The organism is Anaerococcus lactolyticus ATCC 51172, assembly GCF_000156575.1.
In the GTDB taxonomy this organism is placed as follows: domain Bacteria; phylum Bacillota; class Clostridia; order Tissierellales; family Peptoniphilaceae; genus Anaerococcus; species Anaerococcus lactolyticus.
Window position 1 is genome coordinate 93854 of the sequence record NZ_GG666049.1, and the last position, 15969, is coordinate 109822.

General features: G+C 35.7%; 12 protein-coding genes. 5 read left to right on the forward strand and 7 right to left on the reverse strand.

Annotated features, from left to right (window positions below; translation table 11 throughout):
- Positions 1-121: 121 nt before the first annotated feature.
- Genes HMPREF0072_RS08480 through HMPREF0072_RS08490 form a run of 3 tightly spaced genes read right to left on the reverse strand, consistent with a single transcriptional unit; the run spans position 122 to position 2943 of the window.
- Positions 122-814 carry a hypothetical protein gene (locus HMPREF0072_RS08480; protein WP_004829247.1) on the reverse strand — a complete coding sequence of 231 codons (693 nt, stop codon included), beginning with the start codon at positions 812-814 and terminating at the stop codon, positions 122-124.
- Positions 798-1811: an LTA glycolipid anchor biosynthesis glycosyltransferase, IagA/BgsA family gene (locus HMPREF0072_RS08485; protein ID WP_004829249.1), complete on the reverse strand. Its 1014-nt coding sequence runs from the start codon at positions 1809-1811 to the stop codon at positions 798-800. Before HMPREF0072_RS08485 ends, HMPREF0072_RS08480 begins: the two co-directional genes overlap by 17 nt.
- Positions 1780-2943, reverse strand: coding sequence for a glycosyltransferase (locus HMPREF0072_RS08490; RefSeq protein ID WP_039931296.1), 1164 nt, complete (start codon positions 2941-2943; stop codon positions 1780-1782). The genes HMPREF0072_RS08485 and HMPREF0072_RS08490 overlap by 32 nt, the downstream gene beginning before the upstream one ends.
- Positions 2944-4025: 1082 nt before the next feature.
- On the opposite strand from HMPREF0072_RS08490, the gene HMPREF0072_RS08495 reads away from it, so the two are divergent.
- Positions 4026-4379: an SdpI family protein gene (locus HMPREF0072_RS08495; protein WP_004829254.1), complete on the forward strand. Its 354-nt coding sequence runs from the start codon at positions 4026-4028 to the stop codon at positions 4377-4379.
- 10 nt (positions 4380-4389) lie between these two features.
- On the forward strand, positions 4390-5655 hold the full coding sequence (locus HMPREF0072_RS08500) for a MerR family transcriptional regulator (RefSeq protein WP_004829255.1): 1266 nt from the start codon (positions 4390-4392) through the stop codon (positions 5653-5655).
- Between the two features lie 40 nt (positions 5656-5695).
- Here the strand turns inward: HMPREF0072_RS08500 and HMPREF0072_RS08505 are convergent, their stop codons facing one another.
- Genes HMPREF0072_RS08505 through HMPREF0072_RS08515 form a run of 3 tightly spaced genes read right to left on the reverse strand, consistent with a single transcriptional unit; the run spans position 5696 to position 9719 of the window.
- Positions 5696-6538, reverse strand: coding sequence for an SDR family NAD(P)-dependent oxidoreductase (locus HMPREF0072_RS08505; protein WP_004829257.1), 843 nt, complete (start codon positions 6536-6538; stop codon positions 5696-5698).
- A gap of 28 nt (positions 6539-6566) precedes the next feature.
- Complete coding sequence (locus HMPREF0072_RS08510; protein ID WP_004829259.1) at positions 6567-8486, reverse strand: oxidoreductase; 1920 nt, start codon at positions 8484-8486, stop codon at positions 6567-6569.
- Positions 8487-9719, reverse strand: a complete 1233-nt coding sequence (locus HMPREF0072_RS08515; RefSeq protein ID WP_004829261.1) for an MFS transporter — start codon at positions 9717-9719, stop codon at positions 8487-8489.
- A 618-nt stretch (positions 9720-10337) separates the two neighbouring features.
- Between HMPREF0072_RS08515 and HMPREF0072_RS08520 the strand changes: the two genes are divergently transcribed.
- The gene (locus HMPREF0072_RS08520; RefSeq protein WP_004829263.1) at positions 10338-13010 is read left to right on the forward strand and encodes a cation-translocating P-type ATPase; all 2673 of its coding nucleotides are present in this window, start codon (positions 10338-10340) and stop codon (positions 13008-13010) included.
- Between the two features lie 114 nt (positions 13011-13124).
- Here HMPREF0072_RS08520 and HMPREF0072_RS08525 read toward each other — a convergent pair whose 3' ends face one another.
- A complete protein-coding gene (locus HMPREF0072_RS08525) occupies positions 13125-13451 on the reverse strand; it encodes a PTS sugar transporter subunit IIA (protein WP_004829265.1) in 327 nt (108 codons plus the stop codon).
- Between the two features lie 191 nt (positions 13452-13642).
- On the opposite strand from HMPREF0072_RS08525, the gene HMPREF0072_RS08530 reads away from it, so the two are divergent.
- Positions 13643-15619, forward strand: a complete 1977-nt coding sequence (locus HMPREF0072_RS08530) for a BglG family transcription antiterminator (RefSeq protein ID WP_155811901.1) — start codon at positions 13643-13645, stop codon at positions 15617-15619.
- 16 nt (positions 15620-15635) lie between these two features.
- On the forward strand, positions 15636-15968 hold the full coding sequence (locus HMPREF0072_RS08535) for a PTS sugar transporter subunit IIA (protein WP_004829271.1): 333 nt from the start codon (positions 15636-15638) through the stop codon (positions 15966-15968).
- Position 15969: the final 1 nt, after the last annotated feature.

Sequence of the window (15969 nt, forward strand, 5' to 3'; positions counted from 1 at the left end):
TATACTGCCTACCTTTATTTTTGTAAAGTCGATATTCAATATTTTAAGTTTTTATTTTAAATATTTTAATATATGGATTTTTGTTTTAATTTTCTCACAAAAAAGATTGGCTACTGCCAATCTAAATATAGTCCTTGTCCCAATAGGATCTTAGGGTCCTTGATAACCAAATTACAGTATTTATCATGAATCCCAACCCAAATACCATTTGAAAAATATAGGCAAGTACATATAGGTCCTTGATTGTGGTAAATTTTTGAACCAAGCCTGCCCCTATTAAAATTATAAAAAATCCACCTAACCACTTGAGGCTCATCCTTAGGTTTTCCTTAAAATCTATATATACAAAACTCTTATGCTTGTATTTTTTGTTAAAATTATCACGTCTTATCTTGTATTCTTCGCGAAGGCTTGAGTCAGCATTTTTTATAAGGCCTGAGTAGTAGTGGTCCATATCAGCTGCTTTATTTGTATATCTCTTAAGCTTTGCTGCCTCTTCTTCGCTAAAACTTCTCAGCAAGATTGCCTTAGTGACGGCAGCCTTCGAATCATAGGAAATCCTCTTATCCCTTAATGTTTCTAAGTCTGCTACAGACTTTGTCCCATCAATTAGCATTAGGGTTTTAGCTTCATAAACCCTCTTGCCTCTTAAATAAAGAAGGATTGCAGCAAGACTTATACCGATTATTCCGATTTGGGAGATGAACATGCCAGATTCCCCATAAAAATCAAAACTTATTAAAAAATAATTTACAAAGAGGGGTGGAAAGATAAATAGGATTAAAATTCCAACCATTTTAATTATTGATCTCATTTTTCATAGTCCTTTCATAAAGGTCAAGGAGTCTTGCTCCGGTTTTTTCGATTGACTTTTCTTTCGCTTTTTCATAGGCGATTTCCGATAGGTCTGGCAAAGACCCTTCCAATATTCCTTTGATTTTTCTTTCAAAATCGTCAAGGCTTTTTCCCTTGTAGATATTTTCCCCGTCAACAAAGCCCTCTTCAAAAATTTCTATATCTCGAATTAAAATTTTTGCCTTAGTCGCTAGGGCCTCAAGGAGGACTATGCCTTCGGTTTCTTCGTGGGTCAAAAAAGCGTAGAGGTCAGAACCTGCGTAAGCTTCTCTTACCCCCTCGCTAGATACATAGCCAGGTGCGTGGAAATTAGCAGGTACATCTTCCATTTCCTTTTTGATTCCAGGGCTCATTAAGGCTCTGTCAAGCTTACCAAACCAAAGGAATTCATATTGAGGCATCCTCTTGGCAAGTCTTAAAAAATCGTCAATTCCCTTTCTTTTTATAGGAAGCCCCACAGAAATAATTGACTTTTTTTCCGGATTTAAACCGTATTTTTTGTAGAAATTCTCCCTATCATTCGGTTTTTTCTGCCAAAAGTCAAGGTCAATCCCATTTGAAACCACTTCTATAGGACGGCCAATATGGTAGCCTTCAAGGATTTTCTTTGAATATTCGGTCGGCGTTAAGACCAAGTCACCTTTTCTATATGCATAAACCAGCCACTTCTTAAATAGCGGTGCGATTTGATTTGAAAAAATAAAGGAGTTTTTAAAGTCCTCCATGGTGGAGTGACCGTGGTAGACAACCTTTTTACCCATCTTCTTTGCCTTAATCGCAAAATGAACAGATCCAGGAAGGATGGTGTTGATGTGAACGAGATCAAAATCGTCTTTTTCATCTAGGGTAAAGTCGCAACCTACAAGCTTTAAGGCCTTGATTTGGTGGTCAATAGCCTTGCCCACGCCAGATTCCTTGACTGTTTCATAGTCTTTTGAATATATTAATACTTTCACGTTTATATTCCTTAATCGCCTTATCATAGCAAGCTAGGCACTTAGTTCCAAAACCGTCCACCGAAAAATTTTCTCTAGCATAGGCTCTAGTATTTATTTCTAGTAATTCTTTGTATTCGCTATCTGAAAATACCCTATCTATAAACTTCTCAAATTCTTCAAAGTTTTCGTACTTAAAACCATTAAATCCATTTTTAATTACCCCATCAAGGACAGAATCGTTCCTACAAAGGGCAATAGTGCCATTAGCAAGGGCCTCATAATAGGTTAGACCCTGGGTCTCAGATGTAGATGCAGTTACAAAAATATCTGCAGCTTGGTAGTAGCGGTTTACAGAATTCGCCTCAACCATACCCGTAAAAATAACTTCCTTGGTTATCTTTGCCGCATCTTCCTTCAAGGTGTCAAGATATGGGCCTCCACCCACTATGTAAAGTTTGATTTCTGAATCCTTGAGCCTGTCGTAATATTCCATAATCTCTTGGATATTTTTCTCTTCCCCAAGCCTGCCTAAGTATAATAATACTTTTGCATCCTCTTCAATTCCCAAAGCCTTTCTCAAAAGAGTCTTATCATATAGCTCTGGAATGTGAATACCAGTTGGAATAATATCAATCTTTGCAGGGTCTATTCCATAATTTATCAAAAGATTTTCCGTCTTCGCTGTTGGCACAATTATTCTATTGCAAAGACTAGCCAAGGTCTTACTTGCTACAGATACAATCTTCTTTCCAGCTTGTTTTGATGGAATAAAATAATGGGTGTAGTCTTCATAAACCGTATGGTAGGTGTGAATAAGCGGAATTTCTTGGTCGCTTGCAATTCTTTTTGCCATCATAAAGGTAGAAAACTCACACTGGGAATGAACCACATCAGGCCCCCACGCCTTAATTTCTTTAAGATGACTCTTGGCAAGGAGGTTAGAAATCCTCGCTTGGGGATAAATTTTTTCTGCAGAAAGAGATCCAACATAATAAACCTTGCCATCCCTGTATGACTTTGTAGTATTAGAAAGGGTAAGGACCCTAACATCATGACCCTCGCCCTCTAGATATTCTATTAAATTCATAACTGAACGCACTACCCCATTAACAACAGGCCAGTACCAGTCACTTGTAATTAAAATTTTCATAATTCCTCTCTTAAAATATAATACTCTTTTTGCCAGGAATTTTACAATAAAATTCATATTAGCATAGGGTTTAATCCAAGATAAATAAATTTTTGGGAGGGTTCCCTTAAACCCTCTCTTTTTTTATCCAAGATAAATTATTCTTTTTTATATAATTTTGGTCATTTACATGACCTCTCCGTATCTGGGGGAACCCCAAGGGACCTTCCGCAGGGTCCCTCACTGGGTTCCCCCAGGCCCCCTTTCCGCTACACCCCCGAGCGGCTCCTTAAGCGGAGTGCGGAACCAGAAGTTTGCCTTTCGGCAAACCTCTTTTTTAGAGGGGATGACCTTGTATTAGTTTTTCGTATATCCTTACTATCATTCTAATCATCAAAGCCCTAAAAATCGCAAACTCGCTAACGCTCAAACAAGCGATTTTCTTTACGGGCTTCTCGATTAGAATTTAGTCCTAGGTAGATTAGAGAATTGGTCTCGAAGTACATACAGGACTTGGGCTCGTTTGGCTTCGCCAAACTTTGCTAGATGGGTTTTGTCTTTCTAAAACGAAAGAGAGAAGACTTAAGACCAAGTATTTTAAAATCCCAAGCATCCGTGAAGAAAATTGCACTGACAGTCCTTTACAATTAAGAATAAAATAATTACTGTGAATTAATTTTCAAATAAAAAGCACAAGTCAGACTAGATTGCAATTTTTAGGAGGCTTGGGATTTTAAAAAAGTAAGTAAATAGTAATCCTAAAACGAAGACACAAACCCTACCAAAAAAGATTTCCGAAGGAAATCTACTACTCATGCTCCCCGCCAAGGGGCCGTTTGGAGGGGGTAGCGTAAGTGGGTTTAAGGGGGAGCAGGTTGGGGGAACAGCCTGCCCTAGCGGCCGAGAGCGACGGAAAGTCCCCCTGGGCTCCCCCTAGGAACGGAGTGGTCATGTAAATGACTGAGAAAATATAGATGATACAGTTAATCTCGGATTAACAAAAAAAGATATTTTTATTCTCGGATAAAACCCCAAAAAATAGTATATTATAAAAAAGGGTTTTAGGGAAATATCCCTAATTTAATTTATCAAGGAGAAAAAAGATGGGACCAGTCATAGTTGGCGATTTAATGCTTTTAATTTTTTCAATTTACATAGGCATATTTTTTATATTTTTCCATACCAATCATCCTGATATGAGTGTTGGTTTTCATGTTTGGGAGGCTTGTTATTCTAAGGATACTTGGCGTTTTGCTAATCTTTTTGCTGGTGCTTTAGCTATTGGTCTTGGGGTTTTGTTTTATGGAATTATTGTGCCTATTTTGATTTACCTTGAGCTTTCTAGGGAGATTCTTTCTATAATTATTATTATTTCTCTCTTGATTTTCTTTTTGCTTTTGTTTGGTCTTGCTAAGTTGGTTTTGAGAAAAAAATTTAATCTTAAGGATAATAGTTAGGAGTTTATTTATGAAGTTCGGAGAATTTGCTAAGATTAATAATATAACAAAAGATACTTTAAGATATTACATGAAGATAGGTCTTATTTTGCCATCAAAATCTGGAGGAAATTATATTTTCACCGAATCTGACCAAAAAGATATTGAATTTATCTTAGATTGCAAAGATTTTGGGTTTTCTGTAGATGATATTAATAAACTTATTTCCCTTAAGAGGAATCTCCACCCTTTGGATCATAGATTTAATAATTTCATGGCTTCAGAATTAGACAACAAAAAAGAATTAATTAAAAACGAAATTAAGAACCTTCAAAATAAACTTGATTTTTTAAATAACAAATCAGATGAATACTTGAAAAATAGACAAATATACCAGAAGCTCGGTGTTGCTGTTGATTTTCTAAAAAATCTATCATGCCCTTCTTGTGGGTCTTCATTTAATTTTACTAATGCAGATATAGAAGATTCTTATATTATTCATGCTGACTTGCATTGCAAAAATTGCTCTTATCATCTTAAAATAGAAGATGGCATCATCATAGAGGATAATCTTCAAGATAGTCCGATCAAAATAGAAGATCTTCCTATTAAAGAAAATCATGAATACTGGCTTGATACCCATCTTGCTATGGAGTGGAAGGAGCTAAAAAACTTAAAGCCAGCCGAATTTCAAAAGGTTTTTAAGGCCTATAATTGGATGTATGAAAGAATTATAGATAGTAAACCTGTTAAAAACAATGAGGTTTCTTGTATTATGACCAGCGAAACTAACTCAGGTAGGTTCTTATTTTATCATCTTTTAAATAAAATTGGCGATGATAACCCTATCAAAAAATCTACTCTTATTGTTGCTATGGGAAATATTAGAGCAGCAAAAAAATTAAAGAACCTCCTTGAAAGTTTAGGTGTAAAATTAGATATAGCAATCATATGTGCATCTATGGACAAACTTCCTATAAGTGATGGTTCGGTTAATATATTTTTAGATGATTATTCTTCATTTTATTATCTTCTTAGGGAGAAAAAGGTCCTTTTAGATGATGATAATTTTAATAAGTATCTATCATCTGATGCAGAAGTTTTAGGGATTTTACCCAAAGACTTTTTCATCCTTCATAAACACCTTGACATGTCAATAAATAATTCTCCTTTCCTTAATAAATTGTATAATAATCCTAAATTTATAAGAACTTATGATCCAGATAATAATATTAAACAAGATGTTTGTTCGCTAGATTTTACTGCCTACCATTACGACTTTGAGGGAAGGCTTTAAAAAAGATGGGTAAAGCTAATAAGCTCCCCATCTTTTTTTCTTATCTTTGACCTTCTTTGAAAGGACCCTCTCTTGAAATTAAACTTTCTGATCTATAAGTACATCTTGGCTCTTCTGAAACACATGGACGAATTATAAATAAATCTTCATCTAGTTGTTTGAATAACTCTGGAATGTACTCTTCTACTGTAAGTCCACCAGTGGCTATAAAATGTGATATAGCTTTTTCAAGATTTTTAAATTCTTCTGTTTGGAAATACGCATCTCTCCTATCTAGCATATAATATTTTGGATGACAAATTTCTGTCGCAACTGTTCCTGGTGAGTGTACTCTTACTTTTACATTTGATTTATCATTTTCAAGTTGAATTGCCAAAGCTTCACAGAATCCTTGAGCACCGTGTTTAGATACGATATATGCAGGTATGGCACCTGTATAAAGGAAAGCTGATGATGAAATTGTAGGAATGAAGTAAGCCTCCCCTTCTTGTTCTTCCATCTTAGGTATGAAGCTTCTTGCTGCATATACAACTCCCATTGTATTTACTTCAAAGTCTCTAAAGTAATCTGTTTCCGGAATTTTTAGGGCATGTCCCATGCTTGTTACACCTGCATTGTGCATGCAATAGTCTACCCTTTTGAAATGATCAAAGGTCATTCTAGCAAATTTTTCCATTTGACCCCTATTAGATACATCAAATCTATAAGCTATTACGTCAACGCCATCGTTTTTTAGCTCTTCTTCAAGCTTTCTTAAAGTTTCGTCGTTTATATCAGATATTGCAAGTTTTGCTCCTCTTTTAGCAAATTCTTTTGCCATTCCATATCCAATTCCTGTTCCAGCTCCTGTGATAACTACTACTTTGTCTTTGTAATCTGTCATTTTTTCCTCCTTATTAATTAATGACTTACTATATTGTTCTTGCTATTTCATTTGCAGGCCAGATTGCATCTAGTATTTTGCTTGCTTTAACAGCATCTCCTGCTACATGGTATGGGATATTTAATTTATCAACCATATCTACTACGTCTTTATTTGCTCTTGATCCAACTGCAAATACAACAGCATCTGCATCTAGTTTTCTTTCTTCACCCTTTTGACTTACTATAATTCCATCTTCTACAATCTCTTTTAGGGCTGTAGATGTGAGCAAGTCTATGTTTAACCTATTAAAAGTATCAACTGTATGTTTTCTTATAAGTATATCTATTACACCTATTACATCATCTAGCATTTCTACTATAAATACATCTTTTCCATTTTCTGCTAAAACTTCTGCAATTTCTTGACCTACTAGACCACCACCTATTACAGCAATTTTTTCTTCTTTAACAAAGTCTTTGAAGTCTAAAATATCATGAGCTACATAAGTTTTAAGCTTATCCATTCCAGCAACTGGTGGAATAAATGGTGAAGAGCCTGCACATACTATGATTTCATCTGGATTAATTTCTTTGATGTTTTCTGGATTCGCTTCTGTTGCAAGTCTAATATCAACTCCTGCACTAGCAGCCTTTACTCCCATTTGACTTACAGCATCTGCTAAAATTGATTTATGAGGTGCAGCCCCAGCCAGTATATATTGGCCACCTAGTCTTCTGGTTTTTTCAAATAAAATAACTTTATGACCTCTTAAAGCCGCAACCCTACTTGCTTCAAGACCAGCAGGTCCTCCACCTATGACAAGAATTTTCTTAGGATTTGTTGTAGCTTCTATTTTCCTATCTATTTCATGACCGGTTTGTGGATTAAATATACATGATACATCACCCTTCATAATTCTTGAAAAACAAGCTTGAGTACATCCTACGCATAGGGTGATTTCGTCCGCTCTTCCTTCTTCTGCTTTTTTGACAAAATCAGGGTCGGCTAATTGAGCACGTCCCACATCTACAAAATCAGCTGCACCAGATGATATTACTTCTTCAGCAATTTCTGGTGATATTATTCTTCCCGGGCATATTACAGGAATAGATACATGTTTTTTAATTTCTCTACAGTTATCCTCATTAAAAGCTGTTTTTAGGAAGTATGGAGGTGTGGATATTGCCATGGCTGAGTTACAACCTTGGCTTATATCTAAGGCATCTGCTCCTGCTTTTTCATAAGCTATTGCAACTTTTATCCCCTCATCAAGTTTGAGTCCTCCCTCTTCAACTCCTTCTTCGGCATTCATCCTTACAAGAATAGGTGTGTCTTTTTTAAGTTTTTTCTTTATGTTTTTTATAACTTCTACACCAAATCTGACTCTATTTTCAAATGAACCACCGAACTCATCATCTCTGTTATTTGAGTATTCATTTACAAATTGATCTATAAGATAACCATGAGCTGCATGAACCCCTATTACATCGAATCCTGCTTTTTCCGCCCTCACTGCCGCATCACCAAAGGCTTCAATCATTTCATAAACCTCTTCAGTGGTCATTTTATGAGGTGGAATTTGTAATTTTGGACAAGGTATATCAGTAGATGACCAAGGTTGACCCTTCGTAAATATTTGCCTTCCACCATGCCAAAGTTGAATGGCAGCCTTTCCACCTGCTTGATGTATACCATCTACAAGCTCTCTTAGGCTTGGTATAAAAGAATCATCAAAGATACCAAGGTCAGCCCCAGTAACTCCTGAAGGGTGAACGCAAGCCACTTCAACTACATTAAGTGCACAGCCACCCTCTGCACGTCTTTTATGATAATCAATTATAACTTGGTTTACTTTTAAATCACTACCTACCCTATGAGTCCCCATAGGAGGCATAATACAACGGTTTTTAAGTTCAACTTTTCCTATCTTAGCTGGTGATAAAAAATTTGGATACAATTTTGACATTTATTTTCCTTTCTTATTTAAATTACTTTTGTATGTAACAGCCCTCAAAAACAATAGGTAAGATACCACTATAAGTATTGCTTGAATTATGAATGATATCTTAAATTCACCTGTTTTATCAAAAATCAATGATGAAAGTGGAGTTCCAATCGAAGATCCTATTGTCAAAAAAGCTGTAAGAATTCCTAGAATACTAGCATAATGCTTCATTCCAAATACTTTAGGGACAATAAGTGGCAAGGCAACTACAAGCATAGTTAAGGCAAAGCCATATGCTATAACAGCAAGATATGCTGATGTTTTTGAGTTTGAAACAATCATAATAAAATCGCAAACAAAATATCCTATGAAACCTATACTTATAGCTTTAATTAGCCCAAACTTATCATTCACATATCCCATAATTAGCTTAGCAGCTATATTAACCAAAGATACTATAGAAATTAAATTTGCTATAAATATTTGATCATAGCCTAAAGATAAGTAATGAGGAAAAAAGTTATACATAGTTGGTTGAATAGCCATTGCGAAACTGATACATGAAAATACAAGCAAAATAAATGGCAAGGACCTGTATATATCGGTCTTATTAAGTGATTCCTCTGCGCATTCATTTTCATTTATCACGCCTATTTCTCCAAGTGGCTTTTGTCCCTTATCCTTAGGATTGGCAACAATAAAAAATGCCCCAACTATACACACTATAAATATGGTAATAGCTTCTATAAATAAGGTTTTCCTATATCCTATTGACAATATAAACCTAGCTACTATCGGATTAAATATAAATCCTCCAACCCCGCTTGCTGCAAAAACCAATCCTAGAGCAAGCCCTCTCTTTTCAATAAACCATGCCGATATTATAGTTGATAGGGTAAGACTTGTGCCATAACTAATACCTGCACCCATAGCTACTCCCGCTAAATATATAAGTGGCAATGAGTTGGAAAAAGATAAGATAAGTATCGACAAAGAATATAAAAACACCCCTATGTAAACCAAATTTTTGTGCCCAAACTTCCTTATCGCATGACCAATCAGCGCTCCAAATATCGCTATAGATATCGAAGAAAATGAAACAAGCAAAGTAACCTGACTCATATTTACCGATAAATCTTTAGCAATCAATGGTAAAAACTGACTGAGACTAGCATTTCCAAGTCCTAGAGTTAGAAGCATTATGAGTGCCGATAAACCAACATTTATCCACCCATAGAATCTATTTTTCGTCATCTAAACCTCCTAAATATTTTCTAAATATTTTCTAATAGTTAATTAACTAACGAATTCATACATAGTGTATGACGTGGTTTCCGGACAATGTCAATAGCTAAAATAAGAAGTCATTTATACAAATCTGGTCTTATGACAAACTTTAGTCTAATAGCTGATTTTTTTTAGAAAAACTGGTTCTAACTCCACTTAGTTACATGTGAAATTTCGATTCAAAAAGGCATTTAATTTAGCTTCGCTAAATTTATTAGATTTTTATTAATCATTTCCTTAAAATAATGTAAATAAAAAACTTTAAATTTTTATTGGATATAAAATAATAGTTTGTAAATTTTATATGTTAATTATTAAATAAAGTTCCTTTTAGAATCCCTGTTAGAATTTTGATTTTGAAAATTATACACCCAAACTCAAGGAACATTACATATTAAATGATTGATTTTTACTTGACATTAATATATAATGTTACTAGCAAAAGGGAGTAGCCCAATTATTTAATCGTCAGAACGGTTTTTACCCGGTTAAATAAACCCTAGAAGGTGGCGAGACGGAGCTGGTGAGTATAACTCAAGTGGCCCCGCTTTTTTTATATCTTTTGCAAATTTTTAAGGAGGAATTATGGACTATAAAGGCAGTCTTAATGAAGTAATCAAAAAACACGGAGCTGATGCCAAACGTGGACTTACCTCATCAGAAGCAGCGGCAAGGCTTGAAAAATATGGACCAAATGCCATTGAGTCATCAAATAAAAAGTCTTTGCTTAGCAAAATTATCGAACAGTTAGCCGACCCTATGGTTATTCTTTTGATAATTGCTGCTATTGTGTCAGCTTTTACAGGTGATGTAATCGAATGTGTAATTATTATCGCAATTGTTGTTATTAACGCCATTATGTCTATCATCCAGGAGGGAAAGGCAGAGGACTCTGTGGCGGCTTTACAAAAGATGAGCTCACCTGAGGCTACTGTTATCCGTGATGGACAAAGAGGACATGTTAAGGCAGAGGAATTGGTGCCAGGTGATATAGTTGTCATTGAAACAGGTGATATTATCCCAGCTGATATGAGGCTTATCGAGTCATCTAACCTAAAGATAGACGAATCTTCGCTTACAGGAGAATCTGTGGCTGTTGATAAAGATAGTAACTTTGAAACTAATGAAGATGTAGGTATTGGTGATAGGGAAAATTACGTCCACTCATCTTCAATTGTTACCTACGGCCACGGCCTTGGTCTTGTGGCTGCGACTGGCGAAGAAACAGAAATTGGTAAAATTGCAGTAAGTCTAGACGAGGTTGAAGACAAGGAAACTCCTCTCCAAAAGCAACTTAAAAAGCTTTCAAAACTTTTAGCTGTCCTTGTTGTTGTGGTTTGTATGGGAGTTTTTGCCCTAGGATATTTTAGGGGCAGCCACAATCTTTTAGAGAATTTTATGGTGGCAGTTTCCCTTGCAGTTGCAGCTATTCCAGAAGGTTTGACAGCTGTTGTAACTATTGTCCTTTCTATTGGTATGAACAGGATGGCAGACAGGAAGGCTATCGTTAAAAACCTCTTATCTGTTGAAACTCTCGGATCAACTACAGTTATCTGTTCAGATAAAACTGGAACCTTGACCCAAAACGAAATGACTATTACAAAAATTTTCACCAATGATGAGGAATACGAGGTGGAAGGTACTGGTTATAAGCCTGAGGGCGATATCAGAAGGCAAAATAAAGAAGTAATTAATTCTGATGGCCAGATAGAACTATTGATGACTATAGCAAGTCTTTGTAATGATGCAAATCTCATCCGCGAAGGCGAAGAGTATAAGATAACAGGCGATCCTACCGAAGGTGCCATGCTAACTTTCGCTGAAAAATGGAACATCAACCAGGAAACTCTCAACGACAAACACCCAAGGCTCCAGGAAATCCCATTTGATTCCACAAGGAAGATGATGACTACCTTCCACGAGCTTGATGGCAAATATTACGCCATGACTAAGGGTGCACCAGATGTTGTAATGAGTCATTCTTCAAAAATTTTAATCAACGGCGAAATGCAAGATTTTACCGACGAATACCGTAAAAAACTTGCTGATAAAAACAACGACCTTGCAAGTCAGGCCCTAAGGGTAATGGCCTACGCCTTTAGACCTCTAGAGACTCTTGACCAAGACCTTACTACAGAAAATATCGAAAAAGATATGATTTTTGTTGGACTAACAGGCATGATTGATCCAGCTAGACCAGAAGCCAAGGCAGCAGTTGCCGAATGTCACGCATCAGGAATTAATGTAATTATGATAACTGGCGATTATTTTGAAACAGCCCTTGCCATTGCCAAAGATTTAGGAATCGCAACTAGTCGTGACCAAGCTATGCAAGGCTCCGAACTAAACGATAAAACCCACGAAGAAATCAGGGAAATTGTTAAAACTAAGAGAATTTTTGCCAGAGTTTCACCAGAAAATAAGGTCCAACTTGTCAAGGCCCTCGAAGCTAATGACAATGTCGTAGCCATGACAGGTGACGGTGTAAATGACGCTCCTGCCATCAAAAACGCTGACATAGGTGTAGCCATGGGTATTACAGGTACAGACGTTGCCAAAGACGCCTCAGATATGATTCTTGTTGACGATAACTTCGCAACCATAGTAAATGCAGTTGAAGAAGGAAGAGTAATCTTTTCAAATATCAAAAAATTTGTATCCTTCCTCCTATCTTGTAACATTGCAGAAGTTTTGATAGTTTTCCTATCAATATTAATGGGACTTCCTAGTCCACTTACCCCAATCCAATTGTTGTGGCTAAACCTAGTCACAGATGCCTTCCCAGCCCTAGCTTTAGGTGTTGAGCCGGCAGAGCCAGGCCTCATGGAAGAACCACCAAGGGACCCAAAAGAATCAATCGTCTCTGGCGATATCAGAACAAACCTAATTAGCCAATCAATATTTATAACACTCGCAGTCCTTGGAGCTTATATAATTGGCCTAAAATGGATATTCCCTGGCTCAATCGAAGGTGCTCACACCATGGTATTTGCAACCCTTATCACATCAGAACTTCTAAGAGCATTTTCTGTAAGGAGCACAAAATACACCCTAAAGGAATTAGGTTTTGCTTCAAACCCACACCTAATCAAGGCAGTAATCCTATCCTTCGCCCTACTTTTAGTTGTAATGTATGTGCCAATTTTGACAAAGCTCTTTGAAGTAGTTTCCCTAACATGGGAATGGATTCCAGTATTAATACTCGCCTCAATCCCACTAGTGTTCGGGGAAATAAGCAAGACTATGAGAAGAAAATAAGCAAAACTATAAGAAGAAAATAAGTTTCATAAATAAATGGATTTAGCAAGTAAATCCTAAAATTTTAGCAAAAGAAAAATCCCAGTATCCAACGACTCTGGGATTTTCTTTTGCTTATTTTTTGTAAATATCAATCAGATTATGGATTAAATCTCTAAGTAATAAGGTTGTCATGTAGTGGTCTTGGGCATGGATAGCTAAAAAATCCAAGCCTTGTCGACTTCCCTCTGCTTCATTTTCCAAAAAATCTTTTTGTGCAAGACTAGCAAGTTCCAAGTTTTCATTAGCCATAGCTACATACTGGTCAGCTTCTTCAAATTTACCTTTTTTTGCAAGGTCAAGCGCTTCTAGAAAGTTGCTCCTTGCATCGCCAGAAAAAGCTACCACCTTAAGGCCCGCATTGGTCAATTCTTCTCTAGGATTATTGTTAGTATCAGTCATAAGTCTCTCCTTTAAATTAAAACCATTCTTATAATAAAAATACCAATAATAGTTAATAATTCAAGATATCTATGCTTTTCCAAGCACAAAATCTCAAGCAAAAAACCCCACCCACCTTTACCGATGCTATAACGGAAAAAATAGAATTATTTATGATAAGGTTTTCTGGTATAATGATAGTGAGGAGAAATATGCTATCTGATAGAGAAATTAGGATTATAAAATTTTTATATAAGAACAAAGATAAGTACTGTACAAGCACAGAAATAGGTTATAATGTCGGATTTTCCGAAAAAACTATAAGGACTAATATAAATCTAATTTCTGAAAACGTTCCTAAGAATATTTTTGAAATTGTAGCAAAGAAGGGCAGCGGCTTTAAACTTGTCATTGGCGATCACGATAAGTATATCGACTATATTTACAAGTCAAAGGCTAGCATGTCAAACCTTGATCAAATTTACGATAAAAAAGGGCGCGAGAAATATATTCTAGAGAATCTCTTGCTGGAAAACAAGGCCCTAACCTTTGATGATCTGTTGGAAATCTTGTTTGTTAGCGAGTCAACTCTCCAAAGAGATATTTACAGCCTTAGAAATAAGCTTAAGGATTATGGACTGGATATAGTTAAAGATGACAATTCTTACCTATCAATATCCGGTAAGGAACTAGAGAAGAGACATTTTATTCTAGATTTTTTCTTTTCTAGTATCTACTCCAACTCCTTTATAAATGAGCTAGAAGACCTTAACTTATTTCACAAAGCTACTATTTCTCAGCTCTTGATTATTCTTCTTGATGAAATAAGAGAATATGGCATATCTGTAAATGACTATGCTATCCAAAATTTGGTAATACACTTTGCCCTAGTTATTGAAAGAGTTAAGATAAATTGCTTGATTGATAACTACGATAAGGATATTGCAAAAGGAGAAGGTGACGAATTTTTAGATTTCGCTAAGTCAGTTATTAGGAGGATTTCTAAAAGTTTCGCTATAGACTTGCCTATTGAGGAAAAGAAATACATCTACCTCCAGCTGCTTTCAAAGACCAAGCTTTCGAGCGAAAATTCTATAAAGTCTTTTAAAGACTACAACCAAGTTATAGACTTATTAAGGTACCTGTCTAAGAAGTTAAATATAAACTTGTTAGACGATAATGTTTTTATGAATAATTTTATCGAACACCTAAAAGCTCTAGAAAATAGGGTTGCATCTGGTTTATATATTTCAAATCCTCTGACAGATAAAATCAAAACCCAATATACTAGCTATTTTGATCTGGTAGTTGATAGTTTTAAAAAGTTTTCTATATTTGAAAATATGGATATAACAGACGATGAGCGGTCTTATTTGGTAATTTATATCTTATCAGCGCTTGAGAGAAATAAATTCAACAAGAAGATTAACGTCCTTGTTGTATGCGCATCTGGTTTCAGTACGGGGCTGATGCTTAAAAATAGGATTCAAAACGAATATACCAACACTATTAATATAAAAAATGTGATTGGTTACTACGAGATTACTCCCAAAAACCTAGACGACGTTGACTTGATAATATCGAGCGTTGATTTAGAGGGTTTGGTTATAGCTGTTCCTTCTGTAAAAGTTAGCGTCTTCCTTGATGAAGATGACTGCGCTTTGATTGACAAAGAAGTAGAAAAGCTAATAAAAAGTTATCAGGACTTACGGTCAGACGAACAGATAGTTCCTAACACAAACTTAACCCTATTCGAAAAATATTTCTCAGAAAAAAACTTTCTAATAAATAAAAATCCTTGCACAAAGGATGAAGTTTTGAATTTAATATACAAGTCCTTGGCTTTGACACCAGAAATGGAAGAAATTTTTAGGGACCAGACCCTACTTAGGGAAAATTTTGGTTCTATAGTTTTTAAAACCCTAGTAGCCATTCCCCATCCGATAAGTCCTATAAAGGATAAGGCGGAAATTTTTACCGTTATTTCCAAGGCAGATATTAGTTGGGGAAAAGATTCAGATAAGCTTAAGATAGTATTTTATATCTCCCCTCCTGGGAAGAATGACCCCGACTTTGAGAAAATTATAAAAGTTTTTACAAAAATTTTGAAGGATGATTCCCTAATCCAAGCATTAATTAATATAGAAAATTTCATCGACTTTAAAGAACTTATTTTGAACTTACTATAAAAGAAAGGAGGTAGTGATGGGCTTAGGCGATTTAGAAGAAACTTGCATGCAGCTAATAACCTTTGCTGGTGCGACCAAGTCGGCATATGTCGAAGCCATGTCTGAAAGAAGGGCTGGAAATGAAGAAAAAGCTCTAGAATTAATCAAAGAAGGCAAGGAAACCTATGCACAATGCCACAAAATCCACCAACAAATGTTTACTACTGAGCACAAAATGGAAAACTCCATGCAAACATTGTTGCTCATGCATGCAGAAGACCAAATGATGTCATGTGAAACAATTTATGTCTTGGCAAATGAAATTATGCAATGTTACGCCAGGATAGAAAACCTAGAAAATAAGAGGTAAC